The organism is Methylomonas defluvii, from assembly GCF_033949435.1.
In the GTDB taxonomy this organism is placed as follows: Bacteria; Pseudomonadota; Gammaproteobacteria; order Methylococcales; family Methylomonadaceae; genus Methylomonas; species Methylomonas defluvii.
Map to the genome: position 1 here is coordinate 41,389 of NZ_JAXARY010000019.1, position 15,284 is coordinate 56,672.

A 15,284-nucleotide genomic window follows, 5' to 3' on the forward strand; every position below is an offset into this window, starting at 1 on the left:
TTTTGCTACCTAGCTAGCGCACTAGCGCTTATTGGTAACCTTTGGGGAACGGATCGGGAGCGATCAAATCGGACTCGTAAACCACGTCGGCTTGACCGTCTTTCCGCCATTGACCGATCCGTAGCTTGCTGTGCAAATGGTGGTTAGGATCGACTTTGACGTAGCCTTCCGGCGCGGTAGTCAACTCGTAACCGGGTAAGGCCGCCACGGCTTTGTCGACATCAAAGCTGCCGGCGCGCTCCACCGCCGCTTTCCATAGCCACGGTCCCAGGTAGGCGGCTTGGGTAACGTCGCCGATGACCGCAGCGTCGCCATAAGCTTTCTTGAAGTCGGCCACGAATTTCTCGTTGTTAGGATTTTTCAGGGATTGGAAGTATTTCATCGCCGAATAGAAGCCTTCCAGGTTCTCGCCGCCGATACCCAGTACCTCGTCCTCGGTTACGGAGATGGTCAGCATGTTTTGCTTTTTGGCGTTCAGACCGGCAGCGTTCAATTGCTTGAACCACGCCACGTTACTGCCGCCTACCACCGCTGCGTAAATCACATCGGGTTTTTTCAGTTTGATTTTATTGATCACCGAACCAAACTGGGTGTCGCCCAAGGCGATGTATTCCTCACCCACTACGGTGCCGCCCAAATGTTGCTCAATGTGTTTCCGGGCAATTTTCATGGAAGTGCGCGGCCAGATGTAATCCGAACCGATCAGATAAAAGGTTTTGGCTTTTTTCTCTTTGGCGATCCAATCCAGACCGGCGAGAATTTGCTGGGTAGCTTCCTGGCCGGTGTAAAACACGTTTTTCGATTGTTCCAAACCTTCGTAGAAGGTCGGATAGAACAGCAGGCCGTTGTCTTTTTCAAACACCGGTAATGCCGCCTTCCGTGATGCCGAGGTCCAGCAGCCGAATACGGTGGCTACTTTGTCGTTTTCCAGCAGTTTCTTGGATTTTTCCGCGAAGGTGGGCCAGTCGCTGGCGCCGTCTTCCTGGATGACCTCGATTTTTCTGCCCAAAACGCCGCCCATCTCATTGATTTGGGCAATCGCCAGTTTTTCCGCCTGGATGGAGCCAGTTTCGCTGATGGCCATGGTGCCGGTGGCGGAATGCAAAATCCCAACCTTCACCGTGGTATCGGTGACGGCCAGGCCAGTGGTGTTGACCGTCGCAGTCGGAAAATCGGCGGCGTTGGCGACATTGATGCCAATCGGCAAGCCCAGTGCTAGCGATACGGCGACTAAAGCCGTGGTCTTTTTCATAAATTGTCGTCTATCGGAATTACTCATTTAGTTTCTCCACATTGATAAATCAAACTCTCCGGATTTGCCGAATAGACAAATCCATTTACCGCGTCACACGTTGTTAAATCTCTCTTCAATTACAAAACGGCTAGTGGCCGAGCATCCAAGGTCTTGCGGTTTTCTTGGTTTGCATCTGGAAGCCGTTTGCTTGGTCTTTGTTACCGTTGCTACTGGCCTTTGTAGTGTCCTTACTCGGCTTACAGGTATGCGCACCGCTGCATCCGCAACTGGAGCGGCGTACCGATTTAGGTTCGTGCGCCGATCGTTCGTTGGTTTCGTGAGCCTGGCGTTGCGCCTTGCCCAACAATGCAAAATGCGGCGCGGAAATCACCCGCTCGCTGACTGCTCCGCACTGCGCGCAAATGGCGGGACTGGCGGATTCACTCATTTTCCGGATTGCGGTAAACGGCCCGCAGTCGTGACAGTGATACTCGTACAAAGGCATAGCCAAACTCCCTATCAATTGCCGATTTAACTGGTGAATGCCATATCGGTAGTACCGGTGATAATTTTGCTAGGCCCATCGGCATTCGGTTTTAGGTCAAAATCGAAGATCTCGGTCGGTAACCACAAGGTCGCGCAGGCGTTGGGGATGTCGACGATGCCGCTGATATGGCCTTCGACCGGCGCGGTACCGAGAATCGACAAGGCCTGCGCGCCGCTGTAGCCGAATTTTTTCAGATACTCGATGGCGTTGAGACAGGCTTGGCGGTAAGCCACATGCACGTCCAGATAATGTTGCTTGCCTTGCTCGTCGACCGAAATGCCTTCGAAAATCAGGTAGTCGCGATACGCCGGTGACAGCGGGCTGGGTTGGAAGATCGGGTTTTTGATGCCGTATTTTTTCACGCCCTCTTTGATCAAGCTGACCTTGATGTCCAGATAGCCGGCCATTTCGATCGCGCCGCAGAAGGTGATTTCGCCGTCGCCTTGCGAGAAATGCAAGTCGCCCATGGACAGACCGCCATCCTTGACGTAAACCGGGAAGAATACTTTGGAGCCTTTGGTGAGGTTTTTAATGTCGCAGTTACCGCCGTGGTCGCGCGGCGGCACGGTTCTGGCGCCTTCCGCCGCGGCTGCGACGGCAGCTTCGCCGGTTAAGCGGCCCATGACGGCTGATTGCGGGTTGGGGGGCAGCGCCAAGGCCGGCACCCGGTCCGGGTCGGTCGCGATTAACGCCGCTTCCCTGGCGTTCCAGTTTTCCAGCAATTCCCGGGACGGTAAGCAACCAATCAAACCGGGATGCATGATGCCGGCAAACTTAACATTGGGAATATGGCGGGAGGTGGTGTAGATGCCGTGAAAATCCCAGATGGATTTGCGCGCTTCCGGATAATGGTCTGTCAGGAAGCCGCCGCCGTTTTCCTTGGCGAATAGGCCGTTGAAGCCCCATTGATAGTCGTCCAGGGTGCCGACATCCAGAATTTCCACGACCATCAAGTCGCCGGGTTCCGCGCCTTCCACGCCTATCGGGCCACTTAAATAGTGTACCTGGGTCAAATCCACATCGCGGACGTCGTTGGCACTGTCGTTGTTGCCAATCTGGCCGCCGGTCCAGTCCATGCATTCGACGCGAAATTCGTCGCCGGGTTTGACCATGGCGACCATCGGCAGGTCCGGATGCCAGCGGTTGTGGATCAGACCATCCTGTTCCCAGGGCTTTTTGTCTAAATCTAACTTAATTAACGTTTTCATGCGGCCTCCTCAACGGTGAATTTCAATGACAAGAAATTAATGCTGCGGTTAAAGCCCTTGCGATAACACCATTCATATAAAATCCCCTTGTTTTGCGTAATCTCGATGGAAATAAAGGCAGTCTTTTGTAAGGCGTGTTAGCAGTTCTGCCGGGGTTCATTGTTAAATTCGCCGACCGTTCCCACAATTCGTCAGATGACTCATTAGTCATTTGACGTATGGCAGGCAACGCAGGGCTTCCGTAGAGTGAACTTGAACCGTTAGGAGAGTATTGTGAGTAGGTATAAGCTGTTTTTAAGACATATCCGCGCCGGGTTATGGGTATTGCCCTGGTGTTTTCTGGGGCAGGCAGTGGCCGCCAGCGGAGTGGAGGCCATCGATCGGGCGTCGATTAGCGGCATCGTGATTGATGTGGCTGATCAGAACCTCGGGCAGTTTGGTTTCAAACTGTCGCCCAGCTTGATTGCCGAGCAGGTCGGCAAGAATTTGGCGGAGTGGCAGTATCCGGTCAAGTCAAGCCGTGTGGATAGCTCGCATACGCTGCTGATCAGTTTGGGGAAAGCGGCCACCGGCGATACCCCGGTCGGTTTTTCCTGGACTAGCGGTGATTCGGACCCGCGTGGCCTGGGGTTTCAAAAAGCCAAGGTGCTGCCGATCAGTTGCCATCTAAAAAAAATTGGCAGTGACGAAGCCAGTATCGAAAACAAGGCGACCGTCAGCGCCCATCAACTCATCGATGAATCCAACCAAAGCAAAGTCACTGACAAAGTCATCGATCATGTCAGCACCGTGTGTTTTGATTTGTTGGATGAACTCAAGCTGCCTGCGACGGGACACCGTATGGATACCCACACCTTCAAACCGGGCTGGATGCCGGATGTGCAAGTGGAAGTAAAACAGGTGCCGGCTCTATCTAAACCTGAAGATCCGGCGGCCACGCGGGTCGAGGAGGTCGGCGGTGAGACCAAGAAGCAGATCATTATTCACAATCAAGGATCGCCGGTAATCCTTGAGTTTGGCTACGAGCGTAAGTGATTCGTGTGGCTGTTGATACGCCGTCGGGGGCGATTGCCTAATCCTGGGTGTGGTCAGCAGTCATCCAGGATGTTAAAAGGTGTTGCGCTGCGATGGTAGCGTTTAATGCTGGTTCGCGCCGACATCTAAAATTCGCCGGCGCGTTAGATACTCCTGAGCCATGAAAACCATTCATCAAAACATCACCAAAATCCGCCGGGAATATAACGGTCTGGTCGCCAACGAGACACTGGAAGACTATGCCTTGCGTTTTGCGCCGCGCCGGTTCCGGAAATGGTCGGAGTTTGAGGTTGCCAATACGGCTTTCGGTTCTACGTCGTTTTTGGTATTGGAGGCGATCGGCGGATTCCTGTCCATCAATTATGGTTTTACCAATGCCGTTTGGGCCATCGCCATCGTTGCTGTCGTCATCTTTATCGTCAGTTTGCCCATCGGCTATTACGCGGCCCGCTACCATATCGACATTGATCTTTTAACTCGCGCCGCCGGTTTTGGCTATATCGGCTCGACGGTGACCTCGTTGATCTATGCGTCCTATACGTTCACGCTGTTCGCACTGGAAGCCTCAATCATGTCGTTGGCCATCGAGCTGTATTTCAATATACCGCTGGAGGTTGCCTATATCGTCAGCGCCGTGGTGGTGATTCCGCTGGTGACGTTTGGGATTACCACGATTAGCCGAATGCAGCTGTGGACGCAACCGCTTTGGTTGTTGTTGCTCGTCGCACCCTATATCGCGGTGGCCTTGCGGGAGCCAGAAGCACTAGAAACCTTGAGTACTTATTTCTGGATCGCCGGCAGTGGGCAAGGCTTCAATTGGTTATTGTTCGGTACAGCGGCGACGGTGGCGTTTTCCATGGTGGCGCAGATTGGCGAACAGGTAGACTTTCTAAGGTTCATGCCGCAAAAAAACCAGGCAAACAAAACCCGCTGGTGGCTGGCCATGGTGGCTGCAGGGCCTGGCTGGATTGTGTTTGGCGCATTAAGGCAACTGTTGGGGGCGTTGCTGGCGCATTTGGCGATCCGCCATGGTATCAGTCCCGCGCATGCCCACGAACCGACGCAAATGTATCTGGTAGCGTATAACGAATTGTTTGACGATCCAAAATGGGCGTTGGCGGCTACCACTCTATTTGTGATTGTCAGTCAAATCAAGATCAACGTTACCAATGCCTACGCCGGCTCCTTGGCGTGGTCCAATTTCTTTTCGCGATTAACCCATAGTCACCCGGGGCGTGTGGTGTGGTTGTTTTTCAATGTGCTGATTGCGCTGTTGCTGATGGAGTTTGGCGTGTTTGGCGCCTTGGAAAAAGTGCTGGGCTTGTTTTCGCATATGTCGATTGCCTGGATCAGTTCCATCGCCGCCGAGTTGATGATCAACAAGCCTTTTGGCTTAAGTCCCAAAGTGGTGGAGTTCAAGCGCGCGTATCTGTCGGATTTAAATCCGGTAGGCATCATTTCCACGTTTTGCGCGTCCTTGCTGTCTATCTTGGCCTACGCCGGGGTATTTGGGGTCTATCCGCAGGCGTTCTCGGCGTTTATTGCCTTGGGATTGGCGTTTGTATTGGTGCCGGCGATTGCTTACTTATCGGACGGTAAACATTATCTGGCGCGGAATCGGGAGGAGAATAATCGTAAATCGCACAACAAATGTTCGATCTGCGAGAACGAGTTTGAACACGAGGATATAGCCTATTGCCCGGCTTATGCCGGCAGCATCTGTTCCTTGTGTTGCACCTTGGATGCGCGCTGTCTGGATGGCTGCAAAGTAGGTTTTCGTTTTGAAGACTATCTGGAAAAACTTGCTCGATGTTGCATGCCGGCGGCGATGAGTTTGGACGCCCGCCTGAGGTTGCTGCGCTTTACCTTGATGTTTTTGTTTTTGTCGGTGTTGAGCGGCATTTTTGTCAGCATTATTTACTATCAGGATTTGCTGAGCGTCGAACACGACATGGGGGCGTTTCAGTTACTGCTGAATAATTTTCTAAAGATTTATGCGTCGTTGCTGGTGTTTATCGGGCTGTGTACCTGGTGGTTGATTCTGAATGCAGAAAGTCGCCGCGTCGCGCATGAGGAAACGGCCAAGCAAACCCAGTTGCTTTTGATGGAAATCGAAGAGCATAAACAGACGGATGGCAAACTGCAACGGGCTTTGAAAATGGCGGACACCGCCAATCAAGCGAAGAGTCGATTCCTGAGCAATATGAGCCATGAAATTCGTTCGCCCTTGAACAGTATCATCGGCTACGCGCATATCCTGCATCAAGATCCCAGTATTCCGGCGCACCGCCAGCAAGCTGTGGAAACCTTGAAACGCAGCGGTGAGCATTTATGCGCGCTGATTGAGGATATACTGGATATTGCCCGGATCGAAGCCCGAAAATTTGAATTGAAGTACCAGCCTATTCATTTTCCGGATTTTATTGATCATTTGGTACACACCTATAAATTGCAGGCCGAAGACAAGGGTCTGAATTTTGTCTGTCAGATTTCTCATACCTTGCCACAGCGCATCCGCGGCGACGAAAAGCGGGTGGGGCAGATCTTGATCAATTTGCTTAGCAATGCGGTGAAATTTACCTCGGCTGGGGACATCGTGTTTCGGATTGGTTACAGCGGTGGCGTGGCCAATTTTCAGGTGAGCGATACCGGTAGCGGTATCGACGAAGAGCAGTTGCAGGATATTTTTCAGCCCTTCACCCGCTTGCATAATCCCACCGGCAACGCGGTGGCCGGTAGCGGTTTGGGCTTGACGATCAGCAAGATTCTCACCGAGGTCATGGGTGGGGAGTTGACGGTGAAAAGCCAAATCGGCCAGGGTTCCACCTTTACCGTGCGCTTGTTGCTGCCCAGTTTGGGGGCGGAGGCGGATGCCGATCCCAAAGCGGCGATTATTGGTTACCAAGGTCCGCGCCGAAAAATATTGGTGGTAGATGACCAACGCGATCACCGCGAGTTATTGCTGTCCATGCTGGAGCCTTTGGGTTTTTATTTGAGTGAGGCGTGTTCCGGCGAAGAGTGTTTGCTCAAAGTGCCGGAAAATCCACCCGACATCATTTTGTTGGATATTTCGATGACCGGAGTCAGCGGTATCGAAACCGCGATGCAGTTGCGTGATCAGGCATGGACCATGCCGATCCTGGTACTCAGCGCCAACGCTTATCCCAGCGATCGCTTGGCGGCTTTGAATGCCGGTTGTAACGACTTTTTATCCAAGCCGATTCAAGTGCCGCAGTTAATGAAGAAATTGAAGTTGTATTTGTCGTTGGCTTGGTTATATCAGAACGAGGTTGCGCCAGTTGCCACGGAAAAAGCAGCCGAGCCGCTGATAATGCCGCCGCCTGAGTTGTTAACTGGGTGTGTGGAATGCGTGCGGATTGGCGATTTATTAGGTTTGAAAAAGGTCTTGGAACAGCTTGCCGAAACCGAGCCGCGTTACGGTGCTTTTTTTGCCAAACTGATAGCGTTGGCCAGTCAATTTCGGATAGGCGAAATTAGAAAACTATTGAATATGCACAAACAGGAGGTGTCCCGATGATGGAAGTATCCGCCAGCAATGGCACGGTGTTGATAGTCGACGATACGCCCGGCAATCTGGCTCTGCTATCCGATACGCTTTCCGAGGCCAATTATCGGGTGTTGGTGGCGACCGACGGCTGTTCGGCCATTGAGCAGATTCAATATGTCAAACCCGACATCATTTTGCTGGACGTGATGATGCCGGGCATAGATGGTTTCGAGACCTGTAGCCGTTTGAAAGCCGATCCGGCCACCGCGCCGATTCCAGTGTTGTTCATGACCGGCCTCAGCGAACTGGACGATTTGCTGCGCGGCTTCGGCGAGGGGGCGTTGGATTACATCGTCAAGCCGATTCGGCCGGCCGAGGTGCTGGCGCGAATTGAAGTGCATCTGACCCAATCGCGCAATTTACGGCGGGCCGAGAGTTTACTAGATCATCACGACTTCGCCGCCGTGGCGGTGGATGCGGCGGGCGGCATTGTCTGGCTGACGCCGGCGGCTCGCGAATGGTTGGACGATTTTGCCGAATTACAAGAAGGAGGGGCGCAGCATACTGCGGATAAGCTGTTGCCGGAAAGCATGCGTGGCTGGTTTCAACGCTGGTTGCGGCAAAGCTGGCGCAGCGAGGTGGCAGCCGAAACGGAAGCGCATCGTCTGGCGCCAGGCTTTGCGTTGCGGGTCGGCGCCTGCCAGAACCCGGATGAATATCTGCTGTTATTGCAGCGCGAAGACGCGCAATGGACCCCGGAAACCCTGCGCGACAAGCTGAAGCTGACCTTTCGTGAGGCCGAGATTTTAATGTGGATTGCCCGCGGTAAAACCAACAAAGAAATCGGCATCATCCTGACCACCAGCCCCAGAACCGTGAATAAGCACCTGGAGCATATCTTTGAAAAGCTCGGAGTTTCGACACGGGCTGCGGCGGTGGCGATGGTGTTACAGCGGGGTTGAATCGGCAATAAAAAAAGGCCGGCAACTAACTGTTTGCCGGCCTTTTATTTGATCTGGAGAAACTTTTAACCTTTAAGGCATATACATGCCGCCATTCACATGCAGCGTTTCGCCGGTGATGTAGGAAGCTTGTTCGGAGGCCAGGAACGATACGGCATGCGCGATTTCTTCCGGCTGGCCCAGGCGGCCTAGTGCAATTGAACCCAGAAGGGCATTTTTGATGTCTTCCGACAGTTCCTTGGTCATATCAGTATCGATAAAGCCGGGCGATACCGTATTGACGGTGATGCCGCGCGAACCCACTTCTTTGGCCATCGATTTGGCAAAACCGATCATGCCGGCTTTGGCTGCCGCGTAGTTGGCTTGGCCGGCGTTGCCGGTGGAGCCGACCACCGAGGAAATATTGATGATGCGGCCGTAACGGACTTTCATCATGCCGCGCAAGACGGCTTTGCTCATCCGGAAGATCGAAGTCAGATTCGTGCTGATGATGTCGTCCCATTCCTCGTCTTTCATCCGCATCAACAGGTTGTCGCGGGTGATGCCGGCGTTGTTGACCAGTACTGCCGGTGTGCCGTAAGCGTCGCCGGTGGTTTTGATAAAGCTGTCGATGTCGGCAGCGTCGGCGACGTTTAATTTGTAGCCTTTGCCGTTGTCGCCCAGATAAGCGGAAATAGCCTCAGCGCCGCTATCGGAGGTGGCGGTACCGACCACAAAAAAGCCGTCGGTGACTAATTTTTCGGCAATGGCCCGGCCTATGCCGCGGCTAGCGCCGGTAACAATGGCGAGTTTTTTATCCACGGAGTTGCTCCACAACGTTGTCAATGGTTTCGGGGTCGTAAATGGTGTAATGCGTTGCATCAGGCGCTATGCGTTTGTTTAAACCGACTAATACTTTGCCGGGTCCGCATTCAACAAAAGCGGTGACGCCTTGTTCGTGCATGAATTTGACGCTTTCCACCCAGCGCACCGGTTTGAACAATTGTTCTTTCAATGCATAGCGAATCACTTCCGGCGAGCCGTGCGATTTGACGTCGGCGTTGTGGATCAGCGTGCTATTGGGCATCTCGACGTTAAGGCTTTGCAATATTTCGTTTAATTTGTCGGAAGCCGCTTCCATCAATGCGCAGTGGGACGGCACGCTAACCGGTAGTTTTAATGCACGTTTGGCGCCCAGCGCTTTTAAGGCTTCCATCGCTCTTTCCACTGCGACGGTTTCGCCGGCAATCACCACTTGGCCTGGGGCATTGAAATTGGCGGCCGCAACGATTTCGCCATTGGCGACTTCGGCACAGGTGTTAACGACTTGATGATCTTCCAGGCCCAGAATAGCCGCCATCGCGCCTTTTCCGGCTGGTACCGCTTCCTGCATCAGGCGGCCGCGCTCGGCGACCAGGCGAATGGCGTCTTCATAACCCAGCGCACCGGAACAGACCAGGGCGGTGTATTCACCCAAGCTATGGCCGGCCATCCAGGCGGGTTTGATGTCGGATTTTTCGCACCAGGCCCGCCATACCGCAACGCCGGCCGCCAGCATAGCCGGCTGGGTGTTATGTGTTTGGTTCAAGTCGGTGTCCGGGCCGTTCGCGATCATATTCCACAGATCGAAACCGAGCACGTCGGAAGCTTGTTCGAAAGTTTGCTTGACCAATGGGTTGGTGGCGGCCAGCGTGCCCAGCATGCCGACAGCTTGCGAGCCTTGTCCGGGAAATACGAATGCCAGGTTGTAACTTTGTTCTATCGTCGTCATGTTTAATACCTGATTAATGCGGAACCCCAGGTAAAGCCGGCTCCAAAAGCTTCCATTAATACGGTTTGCCCGCGTTGAATGCGGCCGTCGCGCACGCCTTCGTTAAACGCCAATAACACGGAGGCGGAGGACGTGTTACCTTGGTTTTCCAGGGTTAGAATCACTTGGTCCATCGACATGCCCAGCTTCTTGGCAGTGGCGGCGATGATGCGCGTATTGGCCTGATGCGGCACCAGCCAATCGATGTCGCTTTGTTGTAAGCCGTTGGCTTCCAGGGTTTCATCGACAATCCTGCCCAAGGTGTTGACTGCCACCTTGAAAACTTCGTTGCCGCGCATGCTGATGTATGCGGGCTCGTTTTGTTTGGCGGCTGCCGCTACCTGCGGATTGGGGCAATACAATAAATCTTCGTAGCCGCCATCGGAGTGGATATGCGTGGACAAGATGCCAGGCTTATCGCTGGAGGTCAGCAAAATCGCGCCGGCACCGTCGCCGAACAGGATGCAGGTGCCGCGGTCGGTCCAATCGACGATGCGTGAGCAAATCTCCGTGCCGACTACCAATACGTTTTTGGCAAAACCGGTTTTCAGGTATTGGTCGGCGATGCTGAGTCCGTAAACGGAACCCGAGCAGGCGGCCTGAATATCGAAACCGACGCATTGCTTGATGCCCAGGCGTTCCTGCAACAGGCAGGCCGTGCTGGGATAGACGCGATCCGGCGTGCCGGTGGCGACGATGATCATGTCGATCTCGTCAGCTGCAATTCCGGCTGCGTCAATGGCTTGCCTGGCGGCGATTTCGGCCATGCTGGAAGCGGTTTCGTCGGGACCGGCTATGCGGCGGCTTTTGATACCGGTTCTTTCGTAGATCCAGCTGTCGGATGTGTCCACCGTGGCGGATATATCGTCATTGGTGCGGATGGTTTCGGGCAGATAGCCGCCCGTACCGATAACATGAGTCCAGCGTGTCATTCATCAACCTTTTGGGCCAGCGCGAGTTCTAGTTTTTCGCTGATTTTACGAATAAGGCCCTGTGCGACTTCGACTTCCGCCAGATGAATGGCGGTTTCGAAAGCCAGAGCGTCGGCGCCGCCGTGGCTTTTGATCACCAAGCCGCGTAGGCCGATGAAACTGGCGCCATTGTAGAGGCGCGGGTCTATGCTGTCTTTGAAGCGTTTCAGAACAGGATACGCGATCAATCCGGCTAATTTGGTCAGCCAGTTTTGCGAAAAACTGTCTTTCAGTTTGCTGCCTATCATTTTCGCCGCACCTTCGATAGATTTTAGGGCGATGTTGCCGACGAAACCGTCCGAGACGATTAAATCGACTTTGACGCTGCCGGCGTTAATCGAATTACCTTCCACGTAACCGATGTAATTCAGTCCGGAGCTTTCCAGCAATTTAGCGGCGGCTTTGACTTGTTCGTTGCCTTTCATGTCTTCTTCGCCGATGTTCAACAAACCGATACGAGGGCGTTCGATTTTTTCCACGGCCTTGACCACTTCTTCGCCCATGACTGCAAATTGGTAGAGTTGTTCGGCGCTGGAATCGACATTGGCGCCTAAATCGAGCATGTGGGTGTGGCCGAAAGTAGAAGGTAGTGTGGAAATAATCGCCGGGCGTTCGATGCCGGGAATCATTTTCAGTACGAAACGGGCTGTTGCCATTAACGCGCCGGTGTTACCTGCGCTGACACAGGCGTCGGCCTTGCCTTCCTGTACCAGATTTATCGCCACGCGCATGGAAGAATCTTTTTTGTTCTTCAAGGCTTTTTGCGGCGCTTCGTCCATCTCGACGACTTGCGAGGCGTGTTGAATACTGATCCGACCTTTGAACTCGACCAGCGCTTGGGATAGCAGGTTACCAAGAACCGCCTCATCGCCCACCATGATCAGATTTAAGTCCGGACTTTTTCGTAAACAGGCCAGTGAAGCAGGTACGGTCACTTGAGGACCGAAATCCCCGCCCATGGCATCAATTGAGAGAGTTGAGCTCACGCTTAGGACTAACTCCAGAAGTTGAAAGGAGCCAACAGCTATCCAGCGACGTGTTGGCTTACTCAGAGACTATCAATAAATCAAATATTACTGCCCGTCGTGCTGACGATTGCGCGGGAAAACGCGATGCTTGCGGCCCGTCTTGGACTAAGGGCTGCTCGACTCGATTTGCGAATGAGTTACGAGTCGGCCTATGGCAGTTTAAAACGATTAATCTTCGTCGTTGCCGGCAATGATTTGACGGCCTTTGAAGAAACCGTCCGGCGTCATGTGGTGACGCAGATGGGTTTCGCCGGTCAACGGATCCTGAGACAGGGTTTTACCGACTAATGCATCGTGTGAACGACGTTGACCGCGTCTGGAACGCGATACTTTGCTCTTTTGTACTGCCATTTCAATCTCCAGTTTTTTTAAGTTTTGCTAAAACAGAAAAAGGGTTGTTAGCCTTAGTCTGACTATCTGTTGCGCTGTAATCGGCATCTTCCGAACGGTTGTGGGCGAGACAATCGTGTTCATGCCGAGGGTAGTCGGGCAATGCCAGCAGGATTTCGTCTTCGATCACGGCGTTTAACGATACGGTGTCGCCGTCCAGCAATAGCGGTTCGCAATCGTCCAGTTGCTTTGCTTCCTGTAGCGAAGCAACAACAGCCAATTTAAAATCGATATCCAGTGGCCAAGCCAGTGCTTGCAAACAAGACTGACACGCCAATTCCACAACACCCTCGATATGGCCGGCAACGACAATGCGTTTACCTTCCTTACCAAATTCGATCTTGGCGCTAACGCTGCCACCATGATCGATCACGCTACCAGACAAGCGCTCGAGCGCAGCGATTTTTATATCCCCGGAAAACGCGCCGCGTCTTTCGGCGAATAATAAGGGATCGATAAGGTCGGGAAACTTGTCTGACATAACTGTACAATGATACAGATAACTAACTGTTGCGTCAAACGCACACCGACTCAAACCACTACCTAGCCGATGACCGCCATAGTCCTTGCCTCGAGTTCGAAATATCGCCGCCAGTTGTTGGAAAAACTGGGTCTTGCTTTTTTAAGTTGCAGCAGTGACGTCGATGAGAGCCCGCAAGCCGGCGAATCGCCCGATGCTTTGGTGCGCAGATTATCGCTGGCGAAGGCTGAAGAAGTCGGCAAAACGTACCCTGATCATTTAATCATCGGTTCCGATCAGGTTGCCGTGCTGGACCAAGAGATATTGGGAAAACCCGGCGGGCGCGACGCGGCAATTCAACAACTTGCCAAGCAATCCGGCCGGACCGTGCAATTTTATACTGGGGTCTGCGTTTTTAATAGCGTATCGGGCCGGCACCTGAGTGATATGGATGTGTGTAGTGTGCAATTCAAAACGCTGACCTCGTCGCAGATTGAGAGATACATTGATTTGGATCGGCCCTTCGACTGTGCCGGCAGCTTCAAATCCGAGGGTTTAGGGATCGCGCTATTTAGTAAAATTGTCGGCGAGGACCCCAATGCATTAGTAGGGTTGCCCTTGATAAAATTGGTGGCTTTACTCGACAAGTTTGGGGTCAATATTCTCTGATTTACCGTGACTCACGGTAGCAGAAAATGCTTGCCAGTACCGTTTAGTGAAATTTTTTGTTTGGTCCGAGTAATTCAAACATCTGCAAAAACTCCTCTTCCACCTGCTCCATTATCGAAATGGTTTGCTCTCGTGTCAGACGCACCAGCGTTAACGATTGGTTAGAAAATTCCGCTACGGCTATTTCCAAGCCATCGGCTTGTTGGCCGCTATCGACCAAGCGCGCCGCCATATGCAGCAAATGCGCGTCCAGTTTGTGTATTTGGGCATCGGTCGGGTTCAGATAACAGCCTATGGTTTCGTAGAGGGATTCCGGTAAGCCCCAGGTTTTTAGTAATTCCCCGCCGACCTCAGCGTGAGTGAAACCAATCAGTTCTTGTTCGAAGCCGGCCAACAAAGCGCGGTTGTGGTCTGCGGCCAGCAATACGCTTAGATATTGCTCGGGCATTTTTTGACTGAGTATCAGTGAGCCTATGTCGTGTAAAAGGCCGGCCAGAAACAGTCTTTCGGTATGCAGCACGGCGCTGGCTTTTGCCAGCAGCCGCGCAATCACCGCGCAATGAATGCTGCGCATCCAAAACGAGGTCATGTCGATCAGTTCGCCGGGGATTTTTCCAAAGCGATCAACGACCGTGGTTGCCAATACCAGGTTGCTCAAGTCGTCGATGCCTATTACGGTAACGGCGCGGGAAATGGTGTCGATTTTGGCTTGAAAGCCGTAGAAAGGGCTATTCACCACACGTAATAAGCGCGCACTCAGCGCCGGATCCTTGGCGATAACCTTGCCGATGTCGGCCAACGAGAAACGCGGGTCGCGGATCATCTCGCTGAGTTGGAAATAAATGTCGGGCAGGGAGAATAGTTCGGTCGAGCCGGCAATCAATTGCTTGATGGCAGCGGCTTTCAATTAACTCTTCCGATACAGCGCCATGACGTGCTGCACATAATTACGGGTTTCGGGATAGGGCGGCACGCTATTATTGTATTTCATCACCGCGCCTTCGCCGGCATTATAACCGGCTACCGCCAAGGTTAGATTGGAGTTGAACATCGCCAGTAAATCTTTCAAGTAGCGGGTGCCGCCATCGACATTCTGTTCGGCATCGCGCCGGTCGGTCACGCCATAGCGGCGCGCGGTATCCGGCATTAACTGCATCAAGCCCACCGCGCCGGCCGAGGACACCGCATTGGGGTTATAGGCTGATTCGGCTTGAATCACTGCGTGCAGCAGTTTGGGGTCCATTTGATGTTTGGCCGCGGCCTTGGCAACTAGATCGTTGAACTTGAGCTTGTTGCCCGACATGAACTTTAGGTCGTGTTTATAAGTACGCGGCCGGGTACGGATGATCAAGCGGTAATCGAAACCTTTTTTGGGTTCGTCGGTGTAATACACCCGACCGCTAGGATCGGTGTATTTAAAAATGTCGGCCCCCGCATCGGTGATTAGCGCTATCGATAGTGTGGCAATCAACAGGGGTTTCAT

At 53.1% G+C, this 15,284-nt stretch carries 15 protein-coding genes; 4 read left to right on the forward strand and 11 right to left on the reverse strand.

Annotation, left to right across the window (positions count from 1 at the left end; genetic code table 11):
* Window positions 1–28: 28 nt before the first annotated feature.
* The 3 genes from urtA to fmdA all read right to left on the reverse strand — a co-directional run bounded on the left by urtA (window position 29) and on the right by fmdA (window position 2,989).
* Window positions 29–1,279 (reverse strand): urea ABC transporter substrate-binding protein, encoded by a 1,251-nt coding sequence (gene urtA / locus QLH52_RS18345; RefSeq protein ID WP_319962510.1) that lies wholly within the window; start codon window positions 1,277–1,279, stop codon window positions 29–31.
* A gap of 103 nt (window positions 1,280–1,382) precedes the next feature.
* Window positions 1,383–1,739, reverse strand: a complete 357-nt coding sequence (locus tag QLH52_RS18350; RefSeq protein WP_319962511.1) for an FmdB family zinc ribbon protein — start codon at window positions 1,737–1,739, stop codon at window positions 1,383–1,385.
* Window positions 1,740–1,765: 26 nt separating this feature from the next.
* Window positions 1,766–2,989, reverse strand: coding sequence for a formamidase (fmdA, locus tag QLH52_RS18355; RefSeq protein ID WP_319962512.1), 1,224 nt, complete (start codon window positions 2,987–2,989; stop codon window positions 1,766–1,768).
* A 273-nt stretch (window positions 2,990–3,262) separates the two neighbouring features.
* Here fmdA and QLH52_RS18360 point away from each other — a divergent pair, with 273 nt between their 5' ends.
* The 3 genes from QLH52_RS18360 to QLH52_RS18370 all read left to right on the forward strand — a co-directional run bounded on the left by QLH52_RS18360 (window position 3,263) and on the right by QLH52_RS18370 (window position 8,494).
* Complete coding sequence (locus QLH52_RS18360; RefSeq protein WP_319962513.1) at window positions 3,263–4,024, forward strand: hypothetical protein; 762 nt, start codon at window positions 3,263–3,265, stop codon at window positions 4,022–4,024.
* 160 nt (window positions 4,025–4,184) lie between these two features.
* Window positions 4,185–7,562, forward strand: a complete 3,378-nt coding sequence (locus QLH52_RS18365; RefSeq protein ID WP_319962514.1) for a hybrid sensor histidine kinase/response regulator — start codon at window positions 4,185–4,187, stop codon at window positions 7,560–7,562.
* Window positions 7,559–8,494, forward strand: a complete 936-nt coding sequence (locus QLH52_RS18370; RefSeq protein ID WP_319962515.1) for a response regulator transcription factor — start codon at window positions 7,559–7,561, stop codon at window positions 8,492–8,494. Before QLH52_RS18365 ends, QLH52_RS18370 begins: the two co-directional genes overlap by 4 nt.
* 72 nt (window positions 8,495–8,566) lie before the next feature.
* Here the strand turns inward: QLH52_RS18370 and fabG are convergent, their stop codons facing one another.
* From fabG to QLH52_RS18400, 6 genes are all read right to left on the reverse strand, one after another.
* A complete protein-coding gene (fabG, locus tag QLH52_RS18375) occupies window positions 8,567–9,295 on the reverse strand; it encodes a 3-oxoacyl-ACP reductase FabG (RefSeq protein ID WP_482194192.1) in 729 nt (242 codons plus the stop codon).
* On the reverse strand, window positions 9,288–10,244 hold the full coding sequence (gene fabD, locus QLH52_RS18380) for an ACP S-malonyltransferase (protein ID WP_319962517.1): 957 nt from the start codon (window positions 10,242–10,244) through the stop codon (window positions 9,288–9,290). The genes fabG and fabD overlap by 8 nt, the downstream gene beginning before the upstream one ends.
* Before the next feature lie 2 nt (window positions 10,245–10,246).
* Window positions 10,247–11,215, reverse strand: coding sequence for a beta-ketoacyl-ACP synthase III (locus QLH52_RS18385; protein ID WP_319962518.1), 969 nt, complete (start codon window positions 11,213–11,215; stop codon window positions 10,247–10,249).
* The gene (plsX, locus tag QLH52_RS18390) at window positions 11,212–12,240 is read right to left on the reverse strand and encodes a phosphate acyltransferase PlsX (protein WP_319962519.1); all 1,029 of its coding nucleotides are present in this window, start codon (window positions 12,238–12,240) and stop codon (window positions 11,212–11,214) included. Before plsX ends, QLH52_RS18385 begins: the two co-directional genes overlap by 4 nt.
* Before the next feature lie 210 nt (window positions 12,241–12,450).
* Window positions 12,451–12,633, reverse strand: coding sequence for a 50S ribosomal protein L32 (gene rpmF, locus QLH52_RS18395; RefSeq protein ID WP_033158926.1), 183 nt, complete (start codon window positions 12,631–12,633; stop codon window positions 12,451–12,453).
* Between the two features lies 1 nt (window position 12,634).
* Window positions 12,635–13,153, reverse strand: coding sequence for a YceD family protein (locus tag QLH52_RS18400; protein ID WP_319962520.1), 519 nt, complete (start codon window positions 13,151–13,153; stop codon window positions 12,635–12,637).
* A 69-nt stretch (window positions 13,154–13,222) separates the two neighbouring features.
* Between QLH52_RS18400 and QLH52_RS18405 the strand changes: the two genes are divergently transcribed.
* On the forward strand, window positions 13,223–13,801 hold the full coding sequence (locus tag QLH52_RS18405) for a Maf family protein (protein ID WP_319962521.1): 579 nt from the start codon (window positions 13,223–13,225) through the stop codon (window positions 13,799–13,801).
* Window positions 13,802–13,844: 43 nt separating this feature from the next.
* Here QLH52_RS18405 and QLH52_RS18410 read toward each other — a convergent pair whose 3' ends face one another.
* Entirely contained in the window at window positions 13,845–14,708 is an 864-nt protein-coding gene (locus QLH52_RS18410; protein ID WP_319962522.1) for an HDOD domain-containing protein, read from the reverse strand.
* Complete coding sequence (locus tag QLH52_RS18415) at window positions 14,709–15,284, reverse strand: lytic transglycosylase domain-containing protein (protein WP_033158930.1); 576 nt, start codon at window positions 15,282–15,284, stop codon at window positions 14,709–14,711.

Coding starts and splice junctions, on each gene's coding strand:
- urtA (WP_319962510.1), bottom strand. CDS start 1,279: ATGAGTAATTCCGATAGACGACAATTTATGAAAAAGACCACGGCTTTA.
- QLH52_RS18350 (WP_319962511.1), bottom strand. CDS start 1,739: ATGCCTTTGTACGAGTATCACTGTCACGACTGCGGGCCGTTTACCGCA.
- fmdA (WP_319962512.1), bottom strand. CDS start 2,989: ATGAAAACGTTAATTAAGTTAGATTTAGACAAAAAGCCCTGGGAACAG.
- QLH52_RS18365 (WP_319962514.1), top strand. CDS start 4,185: ATGAAAACCATTCATCAAAACATCACCAAAATCCGCCGGGAATATAAC.
- QLH52_RS18370 (WP_319962515.1), top strand. CDS start 7,559: ATGATGGAAGTATCCGCCAGCAATGGCACGGTGTTGATAGTCGACGAT.
- fabD (WP_319962517.1), bottom strand. CDS start 10,244: ATGACGACGATAGAACAAAGTTACAACCTGGCATTCGTATTTCCCGGA.
- QLH52_RS18385 (WP_319962518.1), bottom strand. CDS start 11,215: ATGACACGCTGGACTCATGTTATCGGTACGGGCGGCTATCTGCCCGAA.
- rpmF (WP_033158926.1), bottom strand. CDS start 12,633: ATGGCAGTACAAAAGAGCAAAGTATCGCGTTCCAGACGCGGTCAACGT.
- QLH52_RS18400 (WP_319962520.1), bottom strand. CDS start 13,153: ATGTCAGACAAGTTTCCCGACCTTATCGATCCCTTATTATTCGCCGAA.
- QLH52_RS18405 (WP_319962521.1), top strand. CDS start 13,223: ATGACCGCCATAGTCCTTGCCTCGAGTTCGAAATATCGCCGCCAGTTG.
- QLH52_RS18415 (WP_033158930.1), bottom strand. CDS start 15,284: ATGAAACCCCTGTTGATTGCCACACTATCGATAGCGCTAATCACCGAT.